Source organism: Herbaspirillum sp. C7C8, from assembly GCF_022627875.1.
GTDB lineage: Bacteria > Pseudomonadota > Gammaproteobacteria > Burkholderiales > Burkholderiaceae_D > Herbaspirillum.
Map to the genome: position 1 here is coordinate 60,385 of NZ_JABXGG010000008.1, position 22,867 is coordinate 83,251.

At 63.2% G+C, this 22,867-nt stretch carries 21 protein-coding genes; 6 read left to right on the top strand and 15 right to left on the bottom strand.

Annotated features, from left to right (window positions below; genetic code table 11):
• Positions 1 to 27 precede the first annotated feature (27 nt).
• Positions 28 to 2,694, top strand: a complete 2,667-nt coding sequence (locus HWE01_RS11500; RefSeq protein WP_241821873.1) for a DNA topoisomerase III — start codon at positions 28 to 30, stop codon at positions 2,692 to 2,694.
• 76 nt (positions 2,695 to 2,770) lie between these two features.
• Here the strand turns inward: HWE01_RS11500 and HWE01_RS11505 are convergent, their stop codons facing one another.
• Positions 2,771 to 3,547 carry an exodeoxyribonuclease III gene (locus HWE01_RS11505; RefSeq protein ID WP_008333590.1) on the bottom strand — a complete coding sequence of 259 codons (777 nt, stop codon included), beginning with the start codon at positions 3,545 to 3,547 and terminating at the stop codon, positions 2,771 to 2,773.
• Between the two features lie 174 nt (positions 3,548 to 3,721).
• Here HWE01_RS11505 and pyrE point away from each other — a divergent pair, with 174 nt between their 5' ends.
• Positions 3,722 to 4,381 carry an orotate phosphoribosyltransferase gene (pyrE, locus tag HWE01_RS11510; protein WP_008333588.1) on the top strand — a complete coding sequence of 220 codons (660 nt, stop codon included), beginning with the start codon at positions 3,722 to 3,724 and terminating at the stop codon, positions 4,379 to 4,381.
• Positions 4,382 to 4,470: 89 nt separating this feature from the next.
• Here pyrE and HWE01_RS11515 read toward each other — a convergent pair whose 3' ends face one another.
• The 6 genes from HWE01_RS11515 to HWE01_RS11540 form a co-directional block, all read right to left on the bottom strand.
• Complete coding sequence (locus HWE01_RS11515; protein WP_008333586.1) at positions 4,471 to 4,971, bottom strand: LapA family protein; 501 nt, start codon at positions 4,969 to 4,971, stop codon at positions 4,471 to 4,473.
• Positions 4,972 to 5,150: 179 nt separating this feature from the next.
• Positions 5,151 to 5,678, bottom strand: coding sequence for a TlpA family protein disulfide reductase (locus tag HWE01_RS11520; RefSeq protein ID WP_241821874.1), 528 nt, complete (start codon positions 5,676 to 5,678; stop codon positions 5,151 to 5,153).
• 159 nt (positions 5,679 to 5,837) lie between these two features.
• Positions 5,838 to 6,497, bottom strand: a complete 660-nt coding sequence (locus tag HWE01_RS11525; protein ID WP_008333582.1) for a BON domain-containing protein — start codon at positions 6,495 to 6,497, stop codon at positions 5,838 to 5,840.
• Positions 6,490 to 7,086, bottom strand: coding sequence for a phosphoheptose isomerase (locus tag HWE01_RS11530; RefSeq protein ID WP_175343786.1), 597 nt, complete (start codon positions 7,084 to 7,086; stop codon positions 6,490 to 6,492). Before HWE01_RS11530 ends, HWE01_RS11525 begins: the two co-directional genes overlap by 8 nt.
• A gap of 141 nt (positions 7,087 to 7,227) precedes the next feature.
• Positions 7,228 to 7,596, bottom strand: a complete 369-nt coding sequence (locus tag HWE01_RS11535; RefSeq protein WP_241821875.1) for a YraN family protein — start codon at positions 7,594 to 7,596, stop codon at positions 7,228 to 7,230.
• A 7-nt stretch (positions 7,597 to 7,603) separates the two neighbouring features.
• Positions 7,604 to 8,881, bottom strand: a complete 1,278-nt coding sequence (locus HWE01_RS11540; protein WP_008333579.1) for a penicillin-binding protein activator — start codon at positions 8,879 to 8,881, stop codon at positions 7,604 to 7,606.
• Between the two features lie 13 nt (positions 8,882 to 8,894).
• Here HWE01_RS11540 and rsmI point away from each other — a divergent pair, with 13 nt between their 5' ends.
• Positions 8,895 to 9,815: a 16S rRNA (cytidine(1402)-2'-O)-methyltransferase gene (gene rsmI, locus HWE01_RS11545; RefSeq protein WP_008333578.1), complete on the top strand. Its 921-nt coding sequence runs from the start codon at positions 8,895 to 8,897 to the stop codon at positions 9,813 to 9,815.
• Between the two features lie 142 nt (positions 9,816 to 9,957).
• Here the strand turns inward: rsmI and HWE01_RS11550 are convergent, their stop codons facing one another.
• The 6 genes from HWE01_RS11550 to HWE01_RS11575 form a co-directional block, all read right to left on the bottom strand.
• A complete protein-coding gene (locus tag HWE01_RS11550) occupies positions 9,958 to 11,166 on the bottom strand; it encodes a septal ring lytic transglycosylase RlpA family protein (protein WP_008333571.1) in 1,209 nt (402 codons plus the stop codon).
• Positions 11,167 to 11,340: 174 nt separating this feature from the next.
• Complete coding sequence (gene rodA / locus HWE01_RS11555) at positions 11,341 to 12,450, bottom strand: rod shape-determining protein RodA (RefSeq protein WP_241821876.1); 1,110 nt, start codon at positions 12,448 to 12,450, stop codon at positions 11,341 to 11,343.
• 106 nt (positions 12,451 to 12,556) lie between these two features.
• Positions 12,557 to 14,524: a penicillin-binding protein 2 gene (gene mrdA, locus HWE01_RS11560; RefSeq protein ID WP_241821877.1), complete on the bottom strand. Its 1,968-nt coding sequence runs from the start codon at positions 14,522 to 14,524 to the stop codon at positions 12,557 to 12,559.
• Between the two features lie 19 nt (positions 14,525 to 14,543).
• A complete protein-coding gene (gene mreD, locus HWE01_RS11565) occupies positions 14,544 to 15,053 on the bottom strand; it encodes a rod shape-determining protein MreD (protein ID WP_008333565.1) in 510 nt (169 codons plus the stop codon).
• The gene (gene mreC, locus HWE01_RS11570; RefSeq protein WP_008333560.1) at positions 15,050 to 16,153 is read right to left on the bottom strand and encodes a rod shape-determining protein MreC; all 1,104 of its coding nucleotides are present in this window, start codon (positions 16,151 to 16,153) and stop codon (positions 15,050 to 15,052) included. Before mreC ends, mreD begins: the two co-directional genes overlap by 4 nt.
• Positions 16,154 to 16,451: 298 nt before the next feature.
• The gene (locus HWE01_RS11575) at positions 16,452 to 17,495 is read right to left on the bottom strand and encodes a rod shape-determining protein (RefSeq protein ID WP_006465688.1); all 1,044 of its coding nucleotides are present in this window, start codon (positions 17,493 to 17,495) and stop codon (positions 16,452 to 16,454) included.
• A 359-nt stretch (positions 17,496 to 17,854) separates the two neighbouring features.
• Between HWE01_RS11575 and gatC the strand changes: the two genes are divergently transcribed.
• The 3 genes from gatC to gatB all read left to right on the top strand — a co-directional run bounded on the left by gatC (position 17,855) and on the right by gatB (position 21,203).
• Positions 17,855 to 18,157: an Asp-tRNA(Asn)/Glu-tRNA(Gln) amidotransferase subunit GatC gene (gatC, locus tag HWE01_RS11580; protein ID WP_008333559.1), complete on the top strand. Its 303-nt coding sequence runs from the start codon at positions 17,855 to 17,857 to the stop codon at positions 18,155 to 18,157.
• Between the two features lie 73 nt (positions 18,158 to 18,230).
• On the top strand, positions 18,231 to 19,697 hold the full coding sequence (gene gatA / locus HWE01_RS11585) for an Asp-tRNA(Asn)/Glu-tRNA(Gln) amidotransferase subunit GatA (protein ID WP_175343778.1): 1,467 nt from the start codon (positions 18,231 to 18,233) through the stop codon (positions 19,695 to 19,697).
• Positions 19,698 to 19,742: 45 nt separating this feature from the next.
• Entirely contained in the window at positions 19,743 to 21,203 is a 1,461-nt protein-coding gene (gatB, locus tag HWE01_RS11590) for an Asp-tRNA(Asn)/Glu-tRNA(Gln) amidotransferase subunit GatB (RefSeq protein ID WP_241821878.1), read from the top strand.
• A 101-nt stretch (positions 21,204 to 21,304) separates the two neighbouring features.
• On the opposite strand, the gene HWE01_RS11595 is transcribed toward gatB, so the two are convergent.
• Both HWE01_RS11595 and HWE01_RS11600 read right to left on the bottom strand, forming a co-directional pair.
• Positions 21,305 to 22,060 carry a putative type VI secretion system effector gene (locus tag HWE01_RS11595; RefSeq protein ID WP_241821879.1) on the bottom strand — a complete coding sequence of 252 codons (756 nt, stop codon included), beginning with the start codon at positions 22,058 to 22,060 and terminating at the stop codon, positions 21,305 to 21,307.
• Positions 22,061 to 22,092: 32 nt separating this feature from the next.
• Positions 22,093 to 22,848 carry a putative type VI secretion system effector gene (locus HWE01_RS11600; protein ID WP_241821880.1) on the bottom strand — a complete coding sequence of 252 codons (756 nt, stop codon included), beginning with the start codon at positions 22,846 to 22,848 and terminating at the stop codon, positions 22,093 to 22,095.
• Positions 22,849 to 22,867: the final 19 nt, after the last annotated feature.

Sequence of the window (22,867 nt, forward strand, 5' to 3'; positions counted from 1 at the left end):
GACCTCTCACCACCGAGATCCATACTTATGAGCAAGACCCTCATCATTGCCGAGAAGCCCTCTGTCGCGAACGACATCGCGAAGACGCTCGGCGGCTTCACCAAGCACGATGAGTATTTCGAATCCGACGAGTACATCCTGTCCTCGGCTGTCGGTCACCTGCTGGAAATCGCAGTCCCCGAGGAATACGACGTCAAGCGCGGCAAGTGGAGTTTCACCCACCTGCCGATGATTCCGCCGCACTTTGCGCTCAATCCGATCGCCAAGACCGAGTCGCGCCTGAAGGTGCTCTCCAGGCTCATCAAGCGCAAGGATGTGACCACCCTCATCAACGCCTGTGACGCGGGCCGCGAAGGTGAACTGATCTTCCGCCTGATCGCGCAATACACCAAGGCCAAGCAGCCGGTGAAGCGCCTGTGGCTGCAATCGATGACCCCCGGCGCCATCCGCGAGGGCTTTGCCCATCTGCGCGATGATGAAGAAATGCTCCCGCTGGCCAATGCCGCGCGTTGCCGCAGCGAAGCCGACTGGCTGATCGGCATCAACGGCACCCGCGCCATGACCGCCTTCAACTCCAAGGAAGGCGGCTTCTACCTGACCACCGTGGGCCGCGTGCAGACGCCTACGCTGTCCATCGTGGTGGAGCGTGAAGAGAAGATCAAGAAGTTCGTCCCGCGCGACTACTGGGAAGTGCATGCCGAGTTCGTCTGCGCGGCCGGCATCTACAAGGGCCGCTGGCTGGACAAGGGCCACAAGAAGGATGAAGCCGATCCCGAGAAGCGCCCCGAGCGCCTGTGGAGCAAAGCCGCAGCCGACTCCATCGTGGCCGCCTGCCGCGACAAGCCGGGCAATGTCACCGAGGAATCCAAGCCGACCACGCAGATGTCGCCGGGCCTGTTCGACCTGACCAGCTTGCAGCGCGAGGCCAACTCGCGCTTCGGCTTCTCGGCCAAGAACACCCTGGGCCTGGCCCAGGCGCTGTATGAAAAGCACAAGGTGCTGACCTATCCGCGTACCGACTCGCGCCACCTGCCCGAGGACTACATCAACACGGTCAAGGACACCATGGAGGCGCTGGCGGAGAACAACAACTACCACCAGTTCTCCAAGCAGATTCTGAAGCAAGGCTGGGTCAAGCCCAACAAGCGCATCTTCGACAACACCAAGATCAGCGACCACTTTGCCATCATCCCGACCACCCAGGTGCCCAAGAACCTGTCGGAGCCGGAACAGAAGCTCTACGACCTGGTGACGCGCCGCTTCATGGCAGTGTTCTTCCCGCCGGCCGAGTTCCAGGTGACTACCCGCTTCACGGAAGTGTCGGGCCACCAGTTCAAGAGCGAAGGTAAAGTCATGATCAACCCCGGCTGGCTGGCCATCTACGGCAAGCAGGTCGAGGAAGACGACAAGGACAAGGAAGGCGGCGGCAACCTGGTCGCCGTGGCTCCGGGCGAGAAGGTCAAGACCGACAAGGTCACCGCCAACGGCCTGGTCACCAAACCGCCCGCCCGCTACACCGAAGCGACGCTGCTGTCGGCCATGGAAGGCGCGGGCAAGCTGGTGGATTCGGATGAGCTGCGCGAAGCCATGGCCGGCAAGGGCCTGGGCACGCCGGCCACGCGCGCGGCCATCATCGAAGGCCTGCTCAACGAAAAGTACCTGATCCGCGAAGGGCGTGAAATGATGCCCACCGCCAAGGCCTTCCAGCTGATGACGCTGCTGCACGGCCTGGGCGTGGATGAACTGACCGAACCCGAACTGACCGGCGAGTGGGAACACAAGCTGGCCCAGATGGAGCGCGGCAAGATCAGCCGTGACGAGTTCATGCGCGAGATCGCGCAGATGACCCAGATCATCGTCAAGCGCGCCAAGGAATACGACAACGACACCATCCCCGGCGACTACGCGACGCTGAAGACGCCTTGCCCCAACTGCGGCGGCGTGGTGAAGGAAAATTACCGTCGCTTCGCCTGCACCAAGTGCGAATTCTCGATGAGCAAGGTACCCGGTGGCCGCCAGTTCGAAATCGCCGAAGTGGAAGAGCTGCTGCAGAATCGCACCATCGGTCCGCTGCAGGGCTTCCGCTCCAAGATGGGCCGTCCGTTCGCGGCCATCCTGAAGATTTCGCGCGACGAAGAGATCAAGAACTTCAAGCTCGAATTCGACTTCGGCCAGGACCAGGCCGAGGGCGAAGGCGGCGAGCCGGTCGACTTCAGCGAGCAGACCCCGCTGGGCGCCTGCCCCAAGTGCGGCAGCGGCGTCTACGAAATGGGCCTGGCCTATGTGTGCGAGAAGACCGTGGCCAAGCCCAAGGCCTGCGACTTCCGCAGCAGCCGCATCATCCTGCAGCAGGAAATCCTGCCCGAGCAGATGGCCAAGCTCCTGAACGACGGCAAGACCGACCTGCTGCCGGGCTTCATCTCGCAGCGCACGCGCCGGCCTTTCAAGGCTTTCCTGGTGCGTGGCAAGGATGGCAAGATCAGCTTCGAGTTCGAGGAACGCAAGGCCAAGACGCCCGCCAAGGGCAAGGCCGCTGCAGCGGACGCTGATGATGGTGCCGACGAGGCAGCCGCCAAGCCGGCCGCCAAGAAGACGGCGGCCAAGACCACTGCCACCAAGACCAAGGCGGCTGCTGCCAAGAAGCCGGCTCTGCGCAAGGCCACGCCGAAGAAGGCCGCTGCACCGGACGCCTGATTTTCCACCTGGTGGAAACGACAAAGCCCTCGCACTTCACGGTGCGAGGGCTTTTTGTTGGCGAGCTCAGTGTGACTTAGTCGCCGTACACCACCGTCAGCGGCGCATGATCCGAAAAGCGCTGTTCCTTGTAGATCGCCGCACTGACCGCCTTGGCCGCGATGCCCGGCGTGGAGACGTGGTAATCGATACGCCACCCCACGTTATTGGCCCAGGCCTGGCCGCGATTGCTCCACCAGGTGTAGGCTTCGCCGGTGGTCTCGGGATACAGGCGACGATACACGTCCACCAGGCCCAGTTGGTCGAAGATGCGCGTCATCCAGGCGCGTTCTTCCGGCAAAAAGCCCGAATTCTTCTGGTTGCTCTTCCAGTTCTTCAGGTCGATTTCCTTGTGGGCGATGTTCCAGTCGCCGCAGATGACCACTTCGCGGCCGCTCTTTTCCAGTTCCATCAGGTGCGGCAGGAAGGCTTCCATGAAGCGGAACTTGGCTTCCTGGCGTTCCTCGCTGGAGGAACCCGACGGCGCATAGAGCGAGATCACGGTCAGGTCGCCGTAGTCGCATTCGACATAGCGGCCTTCGTCATCGAATTCGGTATTGCCGAAGCCGATGCGCACCGAGTCCGGCTGGCGGCGGCTGTAGACGCCCACGCCCGAGTAGCCCTTCTTCTGGGCATAGTGGAAATGGCCAACATAGCCGGCCGGGGCCAGGAAGTCTTCGGTCATGTCGGCGGCCTGGGCCTTGAGTTCCTGCACGCAGACGAAGTCCGGCGCTTCCTTCTGCATCCACTCGAAGAAGCCCTTCTTGGCGGCCGAGCGGATTCCGTTGAGGTTGGCGGAGACGATTTTTGGCATGGATGTCCTGTTTGCTTGTTGTGCAAGCGTGTTCATTAAGGCCGGTAGCATAACCGATAGGATGAATCATTTAAAATGGCGGCCTGATGAAGGCTTTGCCACCGTGCTGCCTTGCCCTGCGGCAAGCGGGCGCGGTCCGCACCTTCCGTTTTGACTCTTCCCGGGAAATACATTGTGAGCAACTTGCGACAGGAATTCATCGAATTCGCGGTATCGGCCGGCGTGCTGCGCTTTGGCGAATTCGTCACCAAGGCAGGCCGTACTTCGCCTTACTTCTTCAACGCCGGCCTCTTCAGCGAGGGTGCGACCCTGGCCCAGGTGGCCCGCTTCTACGCCCAGACCCTGCAGGATTCGGGTGTGGAATATGACATGCTGTTCGGCCCCGCCTACAAGGGCATCACCCTGGCCTCGGCCACTGCCGTGGCGCTGGCCGGCATGGGCCGCAACGTGCCCTTCGCCTTCAACCGCAAGGAAGCCAAGGACCACGGCGAAGGCGGCACCATCGTCGGCGCCAAGCTGCAAGGCAAGGTCGTCATCATCGATGACGTCATCTCGGCCGGTACCTCGGTGCGCGAATCGGTGGACATGATCCGCGCCGCCGGTGCCACCCCCTGCGCCGTGCTGATCGCACTGGACCGCATGGAGCGCTCGGGCAAGGACGGTGCGCTCTCCGAACTGTCGGCCGTGCAGGAAGTGGCGCGCGAATACGACATGCCGGTCATCTCTATCGGCAACCTCAATGACCTCTTCGAGTACATCTCCAACGGCGGCGATGCCCGCCTGAGCCAGTACAAGGATGCGGTGGCAGCGTATCGGACCCGATACGGCGTCTAAGTACCCTGGAAATGCCTCCAAAAGGCATTAAATGAAGAAAAAGGCTGGATCCGCGAGGTTCCAGCTTTTTTGCGTGCGCGTTGGAAGAATTACGCCAGATTCTGGGGCAGGGTAGTCACGCGCTGACGCTGCAGGCGGTCATCGAGCTCGCCCACCTGGGCGGCCACGGCATTCTCGGTCTGTTCCACACGCTGGTGGAGGTCACGCTGCAAGGCATCCAGACGCTGCGCCAGCAGGGTTTGCTGTTCGCTCTGGCGCTGCTGCAACTGCTCCAGCTCGGTCTTCAGATAGCCGCGCAGGTCGTTGAAGCGCGAATGCTCGGCCTGGTCGGCCAGGGCGCGCTGCGCTTCCAGCTGCTTGGTCAGGCGCCGGCTTTCCAGCATCACGGTCGTCTGCAGCGCCAGAATGTAGAGCAGGAAGAAGGCCGTCAGCACCACCACCACGCCCAGCATCACCGCACCCAGCGGCGCCTGGAACTCGGTATAGATCAGCGACAGCGTGGTCGTGGCCGTAAAGGCCGTCCAGTTGACGGCGGCAAAGATGGCGACCAGCGCCAGCAGCACAATCAGGAAAATGGTCCGGAATTTCATGTCAGCCTCCTTTGTTGTGAAGGTGTCGGCAGAGGCACGCAAGTGCTTGTCATGACAGCAATATGAATATCTTGGACTAGGTCAGGCGCAGGGATGTTCCTTGCAGTTGCCCGATTGCAATCGGAAATGAAAAAGCCGGCATCACAGCCGGCTTTTGGGGGGGGAGGGTGGCGCAGGGCTCAGGCGGCCGCCAGGGCCTTTTCCAGCAGCTGATGCAGTTCGGCGAACTGCGGCTCACCCACGTAGCGCTTGATGATGTTGCCATCCTTGCCGATGACGAAGGTGGTCGGGGTCAGCTTGACGTCGCCGAAGGCCTTGGCCAGCGTGTCTTGCGGGTCGAGGGCGACCTTGAAGGGCAGCTTGCGGGTCTCGGTGTAGTTCAGCACGAAGTTGGGCGGGTCATAGCTCATGGCCACGGCCACGAAGTCCAGGCCACGGTCCTTGAACTTGTTGTAGGTCTCGATCATTTGCGGCATCTCGCCCACGCAGGTGGTGCAGCTGGTGGCCCAGAAATTGACCATGACCACCTTGCCGCGCAAATCCTTCAAGGCGACCTGCTGGCCATCGAGCTTGGTGAAGGTGACGTCGGGTGCGGCATTGCCGGCATTGACCTTGAAATAGGCGAAGGCGGCCACGGCAGCCACCACGAGGACGGCGGCCAGCTTGATCATGAAACCGTTCTTGGAAGCGTTTGCCTGTGCTTGCATGGAAAACTCCGGATTCGGAATGCGGGAAGGGGCTGCACAGGGCAACCCCATTGAAGTGAAGCATTATAGACCGCCGCGCGGGATCCTGCGGGCCGGGCCTGTACGTGAAAACCGCCGGACGGGCCGGCGGTTTGACCTGCATCAGGGGGAGGCCTGCGCTCAGCTGGTGGACTTGTTCTCGTCGGCCGGCTTGCGCTGGTAATCCTTCAGTTCGTCCTCGGTGATGTATTCGAACAGGGTCACGACCTTGTTCACGCCCGAGACGCCGCTGGCGATCTGCGCCGCGCGCTGGCCTTCACGCTGGGTCACGCGGCCCATCATGTAGACGATGCCGCGCTCGGTGGTGATCTTGAAGGCGCTGGAATACAGCGTCTTGTCATCCACCAGGCTGGCCAGGACCTTGCTGGTGATGAGCGCGTCACTGGAGCGCGAACCGAAGCTCGACGACGGGCCCACTTCCAGTTCGTTGTACACCGTCTCGACGTTCTGGATGGCCTTGGTTTCACGTTCGGCGGCGGCCTTGGAGGCTTCGTCGGGCACTTCGCCCGACAGCAGCACCTTGCGGTTGAAGGCGGTCACGTTGACATGGGAGCCGGCGGCCACCACGTCGGGAATGCGGGCTTCGCCCTTGACGACGATCGCTTTGTCTTCCGTCTGCGCACCCAGGGTGCGACGGTCGGTGGCGGCAAAGGTGGTGGCCAGCGCACCGCCGGCAAAGACTGCAAAACAGCCCTGCAGGCTCAGGGCCATCATGCCGCCCAGGGCCACGGCCGCCAGCGGGCGGCGCAGGCGGATCAACAAGGATCGTGCATCATTCATTCGCATCATCTCCAAAAAGCGCGACGTCGATACCGTCGCAAATGCAGTGCAGCGACACCAGATGCACTTCCTGGATGCGCGCGGTACGGTCATGCGGCACACAGAGATGCACATCAGCGTCGGTCAGGATCTTGCCGATCTTGCCGCCACCCTTGCCGGTCAGGGCCACCACGCGCATGTCGCGTTCGTGGGCCACTTCGATGGCCGCCAGGATGTTGCCCGAATTGCCCGAGGTCGAGAAGGCCAGCAGGATGTCGCCGGCCTGGCCGAAGGCTTGGACCTGCTTCGAAAAGATTTCCTGATAGCTGTAATCGTTACCGACCGCCGTGAGGATGGAAGTATCGGTAGTCAGGGCCAGCGCCGGCAGCGGCAGGCGTTCGCGTTCGAAGCGACCGACCAGTTCGGCCGCGAAGTGCTGGCTGTCAGCGGCCGATCCGCCATTGCCACAGGCAAGAATCTTGTTGCCATTCGACAGTGCAGTGAACATAAGTTCAATCGCCTGTTCGATCGGTTGGGCCAACACGTTGGCAGCCTTCATCTTCAGGTCGGCGCTTTCCTGGAAATGGGCGAGGATGCGAGGATTTGTCATGGTGCCTGCGATTATAGAGGACTTGAACACGGCCAAGCCCGGGCAATTGGTAAAGAGAGGTTTCCGGAATCCGGTCGCACATGATACGCCATGCCCGGCGTGATGGCCCCATGCTGCCCGTTCAGGCAGGATCCGGGGGGATCAGGCGCTGATGGCGTTGCGCAGCCACTGCAGCTGGCCACCCTCGAGGGCGACCACGTCGAAGCGGCAGGGTGGCAGTCCGGACTGGCCTTGCAACCAGACCTGGGCTGCCACCAGCAGGCGCCGCTGCTTGGCCGCCGTGACGCTGGCCACAGCGCCGCCAAAGGCGCTGCTTGCGCGGGCACGGACCTCCACGAAGACGATGGTGGCGTTCTCCCGCAGAATCAGGTCGATCTCGCCGCCCTTGCAGCGGAAATTGCGTTGGATCAGTTGCAGCCCCTGCGCCTGGAGGTAGGCCAGCGCCCGCTCCTCGGCATCGTCTCCGGTGCGCTGGCGCGCCGTGCGCCGCAGCAGGCTGCCTGGCGCCATGATGGCCTCAGTACTGGTCGGCCAGCGGCACCGGCCAGCCGTCCTGGTAGACGGCCTGGGTTTCCTGGCGCTGGAAGAAGGTGGTGCCGCCGCTGACCATGTTCACGTTCAGCCGTCCGGTGACACCGTCGATGTCGAAGCCGGATTGCTTCTGGGCGATGCCGTAGGCCACCCGGTAGGCATCGATGCCCAGGGCGTACAGGCGTGCCAGGTCAGCATTGGGACGCTCGTTGTCATTGACGGTCGGGCGCGGGTAGCGAGCCACGGCCACGTTGTCCGGCTGCAGCTGCCAGGGGATGTCGATCAGACGCACACCATCCAGTTCGGGCAGCTTGTCGTTGGGATTGTCGCGCTTCAAGGTGTAGGGATTGATCTGTGAGGTGCCGTACAGCGGCATGTCGTTGCCCACGGCATTGCGCAACTGCACGGTCTGCGCCGCATCCAGGGCCACGAAGATCAGGGCCGGCTTTTCCTGCTCTACGCGCCTGGCCAGTTGTGCCAGGCCGGGGGCAGAGAGGGCGTTGGCGGGCGTGCTCAGTTCCAGCGTGTCCACCTGCATGCCGAGCTGGCGCGCGCGTAGCTGGAAGGAGCGGGCCGCACGCTTCTGCCAGGCCGTGCCGGTGGAAATGGCGAAGATCTTGCCGGGGGCCTTTTCCTTCTCGACCCAGTTGGCGACCTGGCGCGCTTCCTCGTCGATGGAGAGGCCCACGGCCAGCATCTGCGGCGGCAGCGGCAGATCGGCTTCGCCATTCATGTCGGGCTGCGCCAGGGCCACGGTGGGCTTGCTCACCCGTCCGCTCTGGGCCACGGCGGTGACGGCGCTGCGCGAGAGCGGGCCGACCAGGATGTCGTACTTGGCCGAGGCTTCGTCATAAGCGCGCTGCATGTCGGCGGCGGAGTCACCGGTTTCGACGATGGCCAGCTGGATGTTTTCCTTCTGGCGCGAATAGGCCGTCAGGAAACCCGCGCGCACCGCATCGGCAGCGGCACCGAAGGCACCGCTGCGGGAAGGCAGCAGCAAGGCCATGTGGATGATGGGGGGCGCGGGCGGGACGGCAGGAACGGCAGGGCCGCCTGCGGCGGCGGCTTGCATCTCGGGCGAAGTGCCCGGTGGCAGGGCCAGCGGGGCCGGGTCGGCGGCGGCCGCGGGGGCGCCTGGCGTGGCAGCCTGGGCCAGCAGAGGTACACTGTGGGCTGCGGCGGCGCTGGCCGTCACCATCCATGGTGCCAGCATGCCTGCCAGCAGGGCCGCGTGCGCGGTCATTTTCTTCCAACTTGTGAACATCCCGCCCCCTTCAATGAATCAGAATTCCAGCGTCGCCGCTTCCATCCTGCAGGATGCCGCCCAGCAAAGCTATCCGGTGTCGGCATTATATGTGCTGGCCACGCCCATCGGAAATGTCTGCGACATCACCCTGCGCGGCCTGCATGTACTGGCCATCGCCGATGCAGTGGCCTGCGAGGATACCCGCAATACCAGCCAGCTGCTGCAGCGCTATGGTCTCTCAAAGCAGCTGCTGGCCACCCACGAGCACAACGAACGCGAAGCCGCCGCCAGGATCGTCGAACGCCTGCAGGCCGGCCAGCGGGTCGCCCTGGTCTCGGACGCCGGCACTCCGGCCATCTCCGACCCCGGCGCCCGTGTGGTGGACGCCGTGCGCGCGGCAGGGTTCCAAATCATCCCCCTGCCGGGCGCATCGGCGGCGGTGACAGCCTTGTCGGCCTCGGGGCTGACCGATGCGCGGTTCCACTTCGTCGGCTTCCTTCCTGCCAAGACTCGCCAGCGTGAAACCGCCCTGCAGGAACTTGTCGCCCTGCAGGCGGCGCTGGTGTTCTACGAAGCCCCGCACCGCATCGTCGAGACCGTGCAGTCGATGCTGCAGGTGTTCGGCCCCACGCGCCAGGTGGTGCTGGCCCGCGAGCTGACCAAGCTCTTCGAGCACCTCCACCGCTGCCCGCTGGGCGAGGCGGTGGCCTGGCTGGAGCAGGATGGCAACCGCCAGCGCGGCGAATTCGTGGTCTTGCTGGAAGGCGCACAAGCGGTCGAGGGCGAGGATGCCGAGGGTGAGCGCGTGCTGCGCATCCTGCTGGAAGAGTTGCCCGTCAAGCAGGCGGCCGCACTGGCCGCGCAGATCACCGGCCAGAAAAAGAATGCCCTGTATGAACGCGCCTTGCAGATCCGGCAAGCTGCGCAAGACGATGGGGCCGACCACGCCTGAGGCCAGTCCGGCCCGCCAGGTGCCTGGCACAGCCGGTTCCGGCCGTGATATGAAGATGTGCGCGGCCCCCCGCGCCACGCCGCCCTGTGCGGCAAGTCCGCCGCAGGGCAGGTGAAGATATTTCCCAAAAACCGGGGCCGGCTCAGCGCTCCACGATGAAGGGGGTGCCGGCGCTGCGCTGGCGCACCAGCATGGCCGCATTCTGTGCCGCCGGGCGGGTCGGATAGGGGCCGGCGTAGAGCCGATAGAGGCCATTGACCTGCACCGCCTGCATGCTGTCGACGATGCCGGTGAGGCTGGGCAGCAGCTTGTCGCGTGCCACCAGGGCGTTGGCTTCTTGCGAGTAGGCACCGAACTGCAGGTAATAGCCGGCCGTCAGCGGGACCGCCTGGGGCATGGCGGGGGAAGGTGCCGAACCGCTGGCCACGGCATTGATGATGCCACCGCCACCGGCCAGACCGGCCCCGCCGGCGGCACTGGTGGTGCTGGCATTGATGGGCTGCACGGCCGCCACGGTAGGCTGTGGCGGCAGGCCTTGCGCGCTGACCGTATTGATTTCTACCGCACCGGTGGAGACGCCCTGACCAGCGGCCCCGCCATCGGCCACCCGGTTGATCGGGTCGGCCGCCGCCAGCCTGGTGCCGCCGCCATTGCGGCGGGCATCGGCCATGCGCTGGGCTTCTTCGGGCAGGATGCGTTCGACCTCCAGTTCGCTGCTGCCGCTGCCGAGGTAGCCGAGCTTGAGCGCGGCCGTGTAGGAGAGATCGATGATGCGGTTGGAGTGGAACGGACCACGGTCATTGATGCGCACGATGACCTGCTTGCCGGTCTTCAGGTTGGTCACCCGGGCATAGGAGGGAATGGGCAGCGTGGGGTGCGCGGCCGTCATCTTGTACATGTCGTAGAGCTCACCCGAGGACGTCTTCTGGCCGTGGAATTTCTTGCCGTACCAGCTGCCGATGCCGCGCTGGATGAAGGGCTGGTTCTCGTCCGTGATGGGTACATAGGTCTTGCCGAACACCTTGTAGGGCCGGCTGGCCGCCTTGGAGACCGGTTCCACCTGCGGTTCGGCATCGGCCACGTCCAGCAGTCCGTCGGGGATGTGGTCGCCCGGACCGTCATCCTTGTAGTAGCCGCCGCGACCGGAGCCCGCCGCCGGAAGCGCCGGCACATTGGCCGGCCGCGATCCGGCCGATTTGCTCGTGGTGGCCGGCGCCTGTGCAGTCTGGCGCGAGGCCTGCTGGGTGGTGCCGCAGGCGGCCAGCAGCAGGGGCAGCAGCAGCGCGCCCCAACGCAGGAGGCGGTCCCCGGGGGCGCGCCGGTGGTGATGTTCTGGAGTGTTTGTTCCCATGGCCTGTCCTTGGTCAGCAGTCGATGCGCCGGAACGGAAAAAAGCCCGTCCCGGCCGGAATGTTCGCAACGATACCAGAGTGCAATGCAGCGAAGCTGACAACAGGTCCGTGCAGCGAGTTCACGAATCGTCGTGAACTTGTCGGAGGGGCAACAATGCAGCTGCGCAGCCTGGTCAGCTCTGTACCAGCTTGCGATGGCGCTGGATGCTCATCAGGATGCCCGCGCCCAGCCCCAGCGTGACCAGGGCGGTGCCGCCATAGCTCATGAAGGGCAGCGGCACGCCCACCACCGGCAGGATACCGCTGACCATGCCCATGTTCACGAAGGCATAGGTGAAGAAGATCATGGTGATGGCCCCGCCCAGAAGGCGTGTAAAGAGCGTGGGCGCATTGGCCGTGATCATCAGGCCGCGCCCGATCAGCAGCAGGTACAGCACCAGCAGCACGATGTTGCCGATCAACCCGAATTCTTCCGAGTAGACCGAGAAGATGAAGTCGGTGGTGCGTTCGGGGATGAATTCCAGGTGGGTCTGCGTGCCCATCAGCCAGCCCTTGCCGGTGATCCCGCCGGAGCCGATGGCAATGGTCGACTGGATGATGTGGAAGCCCTTGCCCAGCGGATCGGAGGTCGGGTCGATGAGCATCATGACGCGCTGGCGCTGGTAGTCGTGCATGAAGGACCACACCACGGGCAGACTGGCCGCCCCCGCCACGAAGAGCGCCAACAGGATCTTCCACGGCAGTCCGGCAAAGAAGATGACGTAGAAACCGGCGGCCAGCACCAGCAGGCCCGTGCCCAGGTCGGGCTGGCGGATGATCAGGAAGCCCGGGATCAACAGCAGGATCGCCGCCACCAGGAAGGCATCCCAGCGCAACATGCCTTCGCGCTTCTGGAAGTACCAGGCCAGCATCAGCGGCATGGCGATCTTCATGATCTCCGAAGGCTGCACCACCATGCCGATGTTGAGCCAGCGGCGCGAGCCTTTCTTGATGATGCCGAACAGGGCCACCGCAATCAACAGCGTCACCCCCACCGTATAGACCGGCACGGCCAGGCGCAGCAGCAGCTGCGGGGAGACGTTGGCGGCGATCCACATGATGATGAAGGCCACCAGGATGTTGCGCAGCTGGTCTTCCACCCGGCCCGGAAAGTTCATCCCGGCCGAGTACAGCGTGACGATGCCCACCGAGACGATCAGGAACACGATCAGCGACAGCGCGCCGTCGAACACCGTCAGGTGCGGCTTGATGGTTTGCCACAGGGGCGGACGTTGCAGGCTCATGCCGGCTCCTCGTGCGTACAGCTTGTTGCGATGTCTGGCCCGGCACAGGGCGATGGCGCCGCGCCAGCGTTCATGTCAGCGGCCAGGGGCCAAACGTCATGGGCTTTCATTCCTGCACATCCGGCTGGACCGTCGGCGTGGTGCCACCGTCCTCGGTGGTGGGGCCTTCGACCGGGGTGTCGGCGCCTGCCGCATCGGGGGCGACAGCCTTGATCGGCTCGTTGGGACGCTTGCCCAGCATGAAGTAGTCCATGGCCTTGCGCACCAGCGGCGCGGCCACGCCGGCACCCCAGCCCCCGTTCTCGACCACGGCCGCGATGGCGATGCGCGGTGCATCGGCCGGCGCGAAGCCGATGTAGAGGCCGTTATCGTGGTAGATACGGGCCAGCTTTTTGGAATCATACTTCTGGTTCTTGGCAATGTTGACCACCTGTGCGGTACCGGTCTTGCCGCCGGACTCATAGGGTGCGCCCCGGAAGGCCGCCGCGGCCGTGCCTTCCTTGACCACGCCCACCATGGCGCGCTTGATGAAGTCGATGTTTTCCTGCTTGAGCGGAATGCGATAGCTTTCCTTGGGCACGGTCTCGGTGCGCTCGTGGGTGACGCCATCCTCGATGATCTTGACCAGGTGCGGCTTCATCACCACGCCATTGTTGGCCAGGATGGCCGTGGCCTGCGCCAGTTGCAGCGGGGTGAAGCTGTTGTAGCCCTGGCCGATGCCCAGCGAGACGGTATCGCCGGCGATCCAGCGCTTCTGTTCGGGTTTGCGGAAGGCGGTGCGCTTCCACTCGGTAGAGGGAAGGATGCCGTGCTTCTCGTGCTCCAGGTCGATGCCGGTGATCTGGCCGAAGCCGAAGGGCTTCATGAAGTCATGAATGGCATTGACCCCCATGTCGTTGGCCAGCATGTAGTAGTAGGTATCGCACGACACCACGATGGAGCGGTACATGTCGACGATGCCGTGGCCGCCTTCCTTGTCATCGCGGAAGCGGTGGTTGCCCAGCACGAAGTAGCCGGGATCGCGGATGGCATCCTGCGGGCGGCGCTTGCCCAGTTCCAGGGCGGCCAGCGCCATGAAGGGTTTGTAGGTCGATCCGGGCGAATACACGCCCGACAGCGGTCGGTTCAGCAGCGGCCGGTCGGGCGACTTGTTGAGCTCATCCCAGCTCTGCTGGTCGATGCCTTCGACGAACAGGTTGGGATCGTAGGAAGGTTGCGAGACATAGGCCAGGATGTCGCCCGTGGCCGGGTTGATCGCCACCAGCGCGCCCTTCTGGTCGCCGAAGGCTTCTTCCACCACCTTCTGCAGCTCGATGTCGATGGACAGGATCAGGTTCTTGCCGGGCGTGGCCGGCGTGCGCGAGAGCGAGCGCACCGCGCGCCCACTGGCCGAGATTTCCACTTCCTCGTAGCCGGTGGTGCCGTGCAGCTGGGTCTCGTAGCTCTTTTCCAGACCTTCCTTGCCGATGTAGTCGGTGCCGTTGTAGTTGGCTTCATCGTCGGAATCGGAGATGCGCTCGGCATCGCGCTGGCTGATCCGGCCGATGTAGCCGATCACGTGCGCGGCCGTCTTGCCGTAGGGGTACTGGCGGAACAGGCGGGCCTGCACTTCCACGCCGGGGAAGCGATAGCGCTGGGCGGTGAACTTGGCCACTTCCTCGTCGGTCAGGCGGGTGCGGATGGGCACGCTTTCGAAATTCTTGGATTCTTCCTGCAGGCGGCGGAAGCGGCGGCGGTCGCGCGGCTGAATTTCCACGATCGTGCCCAGCTCATCGATGAGGTCATCGATGTTGGTCTTGATCTTGGAGGGCGTGATTTCCAGCGTATAGGCCGAGTAGTTGCGTGCCAGCACCACACCGTTGCGGTCCAGGATCAGGCCGCGGTTGGGCACGATGGGCACCACCGAGATGCGGTTTTCCTCGGCCTGGGCGGCGTAGGCGTCGTGACGCACCACCTGCAGCCACAGGAACCGCGCCAGCAGCAGGCTGAAGCACACCAGTACCAGGATGCTGGCAGCCAACAGGCGCATCCGGAACAGCCTCAGTTCTTGCGCGGTATTCTTGAATTCAGTCATGCTGCTTGCACCTGGCCCTTCAGATGGGGCGGTTCTCGTCGCGGTCCACGGCGCGGCGCTGGGGCGCCAGCAGCAGGATGCTCACCAGCGGCCACAGCAGCGCCGAGACCACGCTTTCGCTGAAGTAGAACCAGTCCGGCGACTTGCCCGTCACCAGCAGCTGGATCACCAGCTGCACCGCCTGGGCCAGCAGCATCAGCGGCAGCACATGCAGCGCCTGGGTACGCAACGGAAACCACAGCACGCGGCGGTGGATCATGATGGCGAAATACGACAGCAGGGTATAGGCCAGCGCGTTCTCGCCCAGGAGCGTGGCTTCGTTGACGTCCATCAGCAGGCCCATCATGAAGGCGATGCTGATGCCGACCTTGCGCGGCTGGTGGATGTTCCAGAACACCAGCGCCAGTGCCACGAAGTCCGGCACGCCGACCATCTGGCCCCAGGGCATCAGGTTCAGCACGAAGGCCACGATGAGGCTGAAGGCGATGAACAGCGGACTGGCCGGCAGGAGGATGGTTTGATTGTTCATCGTGCGGATTCCTTGGCCGCCGGTTTGGCGGCACCAGTGGCAGCGGTGGCAGCCTTGGCACCGGTGGCCGGGGTAGTGGTCGCCGCCGCAGCGCCGGCCGGCTTGGCCGGCGTAGTCACGCTGGCTGAGCCCTTGCGCTCCTCGGCCGGCTTGTCCTTGGGCGCGGGGGTGGCTTCCTCGCCGCCGTTGTCACGGGTGCTGTCACGCAGGCGGCGCTTGAAGAGCTTGGCCGATTTTTCATCGATCACGTCCGGTTCGGGACGCGGCGGCAGGTTCTGGTCCACCAGCAGGATCAGCAGCTGGCGATGACGGTCGATGCCGGCCAGCGGGCGGCAGACGATGCGGGCGAAGGCGTCCGCCGAGCGGGTTTCCACCAGCGCCACGCTGGCCACCGACAGACCGGGGGGATAGACGCCGTCGATGCCCGAGGTCACCAGCACGTCACCCTTCTGGATATCGGCGTTGGAGGGCATGAAGCGCAGGTCCAGTGCGCCGGTCTGGCCACGGCCATAGGCCACGCTGCGCAGGCCGTTGCGCAGCACCTGCACGGGGATGGCCTGGTCCTTGTCGGTCAGCAGCGTGACTTCGGAAGAAAACGGGAACACCCGCGTCACCTGGCCCACGATGCCGACATCGTCGATCACCGGCTGCCCCGGCGTGACGCCCTGTTGCGAGCCGCGATTGAGGATGATCTTGCGGGTGAAGGGATCGCGCGCATCGTAGAGGATCTCGCCGACGATGGACTTGACCGGCACCTTCTGCTGCATGTCCAGCAGCTTGCGCAGTTGCGCGTTTTCGGCCGCCAGCAGGCTTTCCTGCTGCATCAGCTGGGCATTGACGATCTGTTGCTGACGCAGCTCGCGGTTTTCCTTCTGCAGCGAGGCCAGCGAAGAAAAGTACTCGGACGAATTGGTAAAGGCGTCGCGCGGAATCATCGCTACCGTCTGGAACGGATAGAGGGCCGTGCCCAGCGCCTGGCGCAGCGTGCCCAGCACGTGCATGCGGGCGTCGACCACCAGCATCACGACCGAGATCAATGCGAAGACGGTCACGCGCACCCGGGCCGAGGCGCCCTGCTTGAAGAGTGGTGGGATTTCCATGGCGTCAGGCCGACTGCAGGGTCACGTCAGGTGACCGGCTGCAGGCGGATAACTCACTTCCTGCGTCGAAAACGGTAACAAAAAGGGGAGCCGAAGCGTTCCTGCGACGGTCCACCAGCCGGCCCTGCCCCCTGTGCGCAAGCGGTGTGCGCATCCTGTGGCTGGTCGGCGTGAACGGCGTCATATCGAACGGATCGGTTCCCCACTCATCCGGCGGTACATTGCCGCCGGTTCATGCTGTACTGCCTGCGCCTGCAGTCCGGCAGGCGCATCGTGCTGCTCGGACTTGCTACCCGGCTTATTCGGCCGAGAAGATCGAGCCCAGCTTGTCCATGCGGTCCAGTGCCATGCCCGAGCCGCGCACCACGCAGGTCAGCGGGTCTTCGGCCACGATCACCGGCAGGCCCGTTTCTTCCATCAGCAGGCGGTCCAGGTCGCGCAGCAGGGCGCCGCCACCGGTCAGCATCATGCCCTTTTCGGCGATGTCGGCACCCAGTTCCGGCGGGGTCTGTTCCAGCGCGTTCTTGACGGCCGAGACGATGTTGTTCAGCGGATCGGTCAGGGCTTCCAGGATTTCATTGCTGGAGATGGTGAAGGAACGCGGGATGCCTTCGGACAGGTTGCGGCCCTTGACTTCCATTTCCTTGACTTCCGAGCCCGGGAAGGCCGAGCCGATTTCCTTCTTGATCGCTTCGGCGGTCTGCTCACCGATCAGCATGCCGTAGTTGCGGCGGATGTAGTTGACGATGGCTTCATCGAACTTGTCGCCGCCCACGCGCACCGAACCCTTGTAGACCATGCCGCCCAGCGAGATGATGCCCACTTCGGTGGTGCCGCCGCCGATGTCGACCACCATCGAGCCGGTGGCGTCCGAGACCGGCAGGCCCGAGCCGATGGCAGCGGCCATCGGTTCCTCGATCAGGTAGACCTGGGAGGCACCGGCGCCCAGGGCCGACTCGCGGATGGCGCGACGTTCCACCTGGGTCGAGCCGCAGGGCACGCAGATGATGATGCGCGGGGAGGGGCGGAACAGCTTGGAGTCATGCACCATGCGGATGAACTGCTTCAACATCTGCTCGGTGACGGTGAAATCGGCGATCACGCCGTCCTTCATCGGGCGGATCGCCTCGATGTTGCCGGGCACCTTGCCCAGCATCTGCTTTGCTTCCTTGCCGACCGCCTGGATGGTCTTCTTGCCGTTGGGGCCGCCTTGCTGGCGGATCGCCACCACCGACGGCTCGTCCAGCACGATGCCGTGGCCGCGCGCGTAGATCAGCGTGTTCGCGGTGCCGAGGTCGATCGCCAGATCGTTCGAGAAGTAACTGCGGAGAAATCCAAACATGAGTTGTCCTGATGCGCCCGCGAGGGGGCGCTAGCTTTTTGATAGGGGGAGGTGTCCGTTCATGCTGCGGCGACGCGAAAATCAGGCGCCTGCAAGGCATTAATCCGACATTCTACCTTATAATTCCCGAGAAACCAGCAAGCCGGCTTGCCAAAAGTATCAGCACCCCGTGCCCTTCCGGCCGCCATCTGGCGCGGGTTTGCCGTTTCTTGTGCGAACCACGCCCTGACCTGGTCAAGCCGCCGCGCAAGCGAACTGGCCGCGGGCAGCCAAGGCGGCAGAATTCGTCTACCGGCCGCAGCGGCTACGGGTCTTCCCATTTCAACATCACGCGGCGCGCCCTGCGCGTCCTTTCGACCATGTCTCTAGCCCTTTCCGACGTCAAACGCATCGCCAACCTGTCCCGACTGGAGCTGACCGACGCCCAGGCCGGTGCCACGCTGGACAAGCTCAATGGCATCTTCGCCCTGGTGGAACAGATGAAGGCCATCGACACCTCCGGCGTGGAACCGCTGTCGCACCCGATCGCCGCCATTGAGCCGGCGCTGGCGCTGCGCCTGCGCGAAGATGTCGTGACCGAATCCAATCGCCGCGACGACTACCAGCAACCGGCCCCGGCCACCCAGGATGGTCTGTACCTGGTGCCCAAGGTCATCGAATGAACCCGGCGCCTGGCGCCAGCCACCGTCCGCTTCCGGCCCAGCCGGCCCGCAAGACCGCAGCGTAACCAATTCCATGCACAAGCTCACCCTCAAAGAACTGTCCGCGCAACTGCAAGCGCGCAAGATTTCCGCCACCGAACTGGCCACCCTGTTCCTGGACCGCATCGCGGCCAGCGACCTCAACGCCTTCCTGCACGTGGACCGCGATCTGACCCTGGCCCAGGCCAAGGCCGCCGATGTGCGCCTGGCAGGCAATGATGCCGGAGCTCTGACCGGTGTGCCCATTGCCCATAAGGACATTTTCGTCACCCGCGACTGGCGCACCACGGCCGGCTCACGCATGCTGCAGAACTATGTGAGCCCCTTCGATGCAGCCGTGGTGGAACAGTTCAACGCAGCCGGTACGGTGACCCTGGGCAAGCTCAACTGTGACGAGTTCGCCATGGGCTCCAGCAACGAGAATTCCTTCTATGGCGCGGTCAGGAACCCCTGGGACAAGACCGCCATCCCGGGCGGCTCCTCCGGCGGCTCGGCGGCCGCCGTGGCCGCCCGCCTGGCGCCGGCGGCCACCGCCACCGACACTGGCGGCTCGATCCGCCAGCCGGCTTCGCTGTGCGGCGTGACCGGCATCAAGCCGACCTATGGCAGCGTGTCGCGCTACGGCATGATCGCCTTTGCCTCCTCGCTGGACCAGGGCGGCCCGATTGCCAAGACGGCCGAAGATTGTGGCCTCTTGCTCAATGCCATGACCGGTTTCGATGAACGCGACTCCACCAGCCTGCAGCGTCCCAAGGAAGATTTCACCCGCTCGCTGAACCAGAGCCTGCAAGGCCTGCGCATCGGCGTGCCCAAGGAATTCTTCGGCGCCGGCCTGGCCGCCGACGTGGAAGCCGCCGTGCGCGGCGCCCTGGCCGAGTTCGAGAAGCTGGGCGCGACCCTGGTCGAGATCTCGCTGCCCAAGACCGAGCTGTCCATTCCCGTGTATTACGTGATCGCCCCGGCCGAAGCCTCGTCCAACCTGTCGCGCTTCGATGGCGTGCGCTACGGCCACCGCGCCGCCGACTACAAGGACCTGGCCGACATGTACAAGAAGTCGCGCGCAGAGGGCTTTGGCGAAGAGGTCAAGCGCCGCATCCTGGTCGGTTCCTACGTGCTCTCGCACGGCTACTATGACGCCTACTACCTGCAGGCCCAGAAGATCCGCCGCCTGATCGCCGAGGACTTCCAGCGCGCCCTGGCCGGGGCCGACCGCCTGTGCGACGTCATCATGGGACCGGTCTCGCCGACCGTGGCCTGGGACCTGGGCGACAAGACCGATGACCCGGTGGCCAACTACCTGGCCGACATCTTCACGCTCTCCACCAGCCTGGCCGGGTTGCCCGGCATGTCCATTCCTTGCGGATTCGGACAGGGCGAGAAGAACGGCAAGCGTCCGGTCGGCCTGCAGATCATCGGCAATTATTTCGACGAAGCGCGCCTCTTGAACGTGGCGCACCAGTTCCAGCAGGCCACCGACTGGCACCTGCGCGAACCGGCCTGATCGCTGGCCCTCGTCACCAACAACAGCATTCGCAAGGACAACATCATGCAGTGGGAAGTCGTCATCGGCCTCGAAACGCACACGCAGCTTTCGACCCAATCCAAGATCTTCAGCGGCAGCTCGACCCGCTTCGGCGCCGAACCCAATACCCAGGCCAGCCCGGTGGACCTGGCCTTGCCGGGCGTGCTGCCGGTATTGAACAAGGGGGCGGTGGAACGCGCCATCCAGTTTGGTCTGGCCATCGGTGCCACCATCGCACCGCGTTCCATCTTCGCGCGCAAGAATTACTTCTATCCCGATCTGCCCAAGGGCTACCAGATCAGCCAGTTCGAGATTCCGGTCGTGCAAGGCGGCACCATGTCCTTCGCCGTAGAGAAGGATGGCAAGACCGAGATCAAGACCATCAACCTGACCCGTGCGCATCTGGAAGAAGACGCCGGCAAGTCGCTGCATGAAGACTACCAGGGCATGACCGGCATCGACCTGAACCGCGCCGGCACGCCCTTGCTGGAAATCGTCACCGAACCCGAGATGCGCAGCGCCGCCGAAGCCGTGGGGTATGCCAAGGCCCTGCATTCGCTGGTGGTATGGCTGGGCATCTGCGACGGCAACATGCAGGAAGGTTCCTTCCGCTGTGACGCCAACGTCTCCGTGCGTCCGGTCGGCCAGGAGAAGTTCGGCACCCGCTGCGAGATCAAGAACCTGAACTCCTTCCGCTTCCTGGAAGAGGCCATCAACTACGAAGTGCGCCGCCAGATCGAGCTGATCGAAGACGGTGGCACCGTGGTGCAGGAAACCCGCCTCTACGATCCGGACAAGAAGGAAACCCGTTCCATGCGCAGCAAGGAAGACGCGCAGGATTACCGCTACTTCCCCGACCCCGACCTGCCGCCGCTGGCCATCTCGCAGGAGTGGATCGATCGCGTCAAGACCACCATGCCCGAGCTGCCCGCTGCCATGCGTGCACGTTTCGTGACCGACTATGCGCTGCCTGAATACGATGCCATGGTGCTGACCCAATCCAAGGGCATGGCCTCCTACTTCGAAGCCGTGGTGGCTGCGGCCGGCAAGGAACAAGCCAAGCCTGCCGCCAACTGGCTGATGGGTGACGTGGCCTCCACCTTGAATCGCGAAGACACCGACATCGCCGATGCGCCCGTGAAGGCTGCGCAACTGGCGCTGCTGTTGAAGCGCATTGCTGACGGCACCATCTCCAACAAGATCGCCAAGGAAGTCTTCGCCGGCATGTGGGAAGCCAGGTCCGACAAGGAGACCCTGGCCGATGACATCATCGAGGCCAAGGGCCTGAAGCAGATCTCGGACAGCGGTGCGCTGGAAGCCATCGTGGATCAGGTGCTGGCGGCCAATGAAAAGTCGGTGGCCGAATTCCGTGCCGGCAAGGAGCAGGCCATCAACGCCCTGATCGGCCAGGCCATGAAGGCCACGCGCGGCAAGGCCAATCCGGCGCAATTGACTGAACTGCTGCGCAAGAAGCTGGCGGGCTGAGTCACACCCGTTGCCTGGTAGCGCAACAAGTTGGTGGATGAGCCCCACGCCTCGCAACGGGCGTGGGGTTTCTTATTGGGGGCTTGGAAAGAGGGGCAGTTTTAATATTTGAAATAGAGTCCGTTGTCTTCCTCATCTTCGTCATCCTCATCTGGTGCGGTCAGCCGTTTGGTTGACTCCCACAAATTGATGTCGGAGGGTGATGGAAACTCCAGCGCACAAAAGATCTTTGCTGCCAGCTTGGCGAACGGAAGCCATTTTCGAAGCATGGTGAAGCAGATTCCCGAGGTGATTACCATGCCAAGGAAGAGACCCCCCAGGGCTTCCCTTGAGGAAATAAATTTGATTCCTGGCTCCAGTGACGGTTTTCCGCCAAACAGAAATAAAAGAGAAAGCGCAATGATGAAAAAAGCGTTGGCAAACAAGGTCCGTCTCAGGGCAGCGCGCAGGTATGCGCGGGTTCCTTTGATGCAATGGGGGTAAAGCGCGATAGTTCGTTCCGCTGGTTTGTACAGAGCGAACAATTCGTAACTGCCACCTTGCTTCTTGATCACAGCTTCTACATAGTCGCCGTCTTTGAATGGGCTGCCCCACAACCACCCATAAGCACGACGTCCTTCCAACTCAAATTGAACATAATCGCCGATACCCTCCATGGACGAGGCATAGTTCGAAAGAGTCGCCGCCTGCCCGGAGTCACCGATCAAGGCCGACAGAATGGCTCCGAGGCGCATGTGGCTCTGATCGCGTGCAGTGAAGAAGAAATTGGCTGTCTCGCGTGACTTCCTGAAATTCTTTATATGGCCTGATAATTTCTGAAGATCATTGCTGTTGGGGATGTCTGTAAAGTCGGTCATCTTTTAACTTTGTGCTCGGGTAGCCGGCTCTTCTAATATTTAAAATAGAGGCCGTTGTCTTCCTCATCTTCGTCATCCTCATCCGGTGCGGTCCACCGTGTGGTTGACTCCCATAAATTGATGTCGGAGGGTGACGGAAACTCCAGCGCACGAAAAATCTTTTCCGCCAACTTGGCAAAGGGAATCCACTTTCGGGTCATTGCTACGCAACTTCCCGTTGTGAGCACTATGGCCAGCAGGAAGCTCCATATACCGCCCAATGAAGAAACGAATTTGATTCCTTGCTCCAGTGACTGATGGCCAACAAACAGGAACAAGATGCAAAGAACGGTGATGAAGAAAGCATTCACAAGCAAGGTCCGTTTAAGGGCGCTACGCAGATACGCACGGGTCCCTTTGACGCAATGAGGATAGAGCGCGATAGTTCGTTCCTCTGGTTTGTACAAGGCGAACAGCTCGTAACGGCTGCCTTGCTTTTTGACGGCCGCTTCCACATAGTCGCCCTCCCTGAAGGGACTGCCCCAGAGCCATCCGGCCAGAGAACGTCCGTCCAGTTCAAATTGAACGTAATCACCCATGTCCTCCATGGATGAGGCATAGTTCGAAAGAGTCGCCGCCTGCCCGGAGTCACCGATCAAGGCCGACAGAATCGCTCCGAGGCGCATGTTGCTCTGATCGCGTGCGGTGAAGAAGAAATTGGCTGTCTCGCGTGACTTCCTGAAATTCTTTATATGGCCTGATAATTTCTGAAGATCATTGCTGTTGGGGATGTCTATAAAGTCGGTCATCTTTTAACTTTGTGCTCGG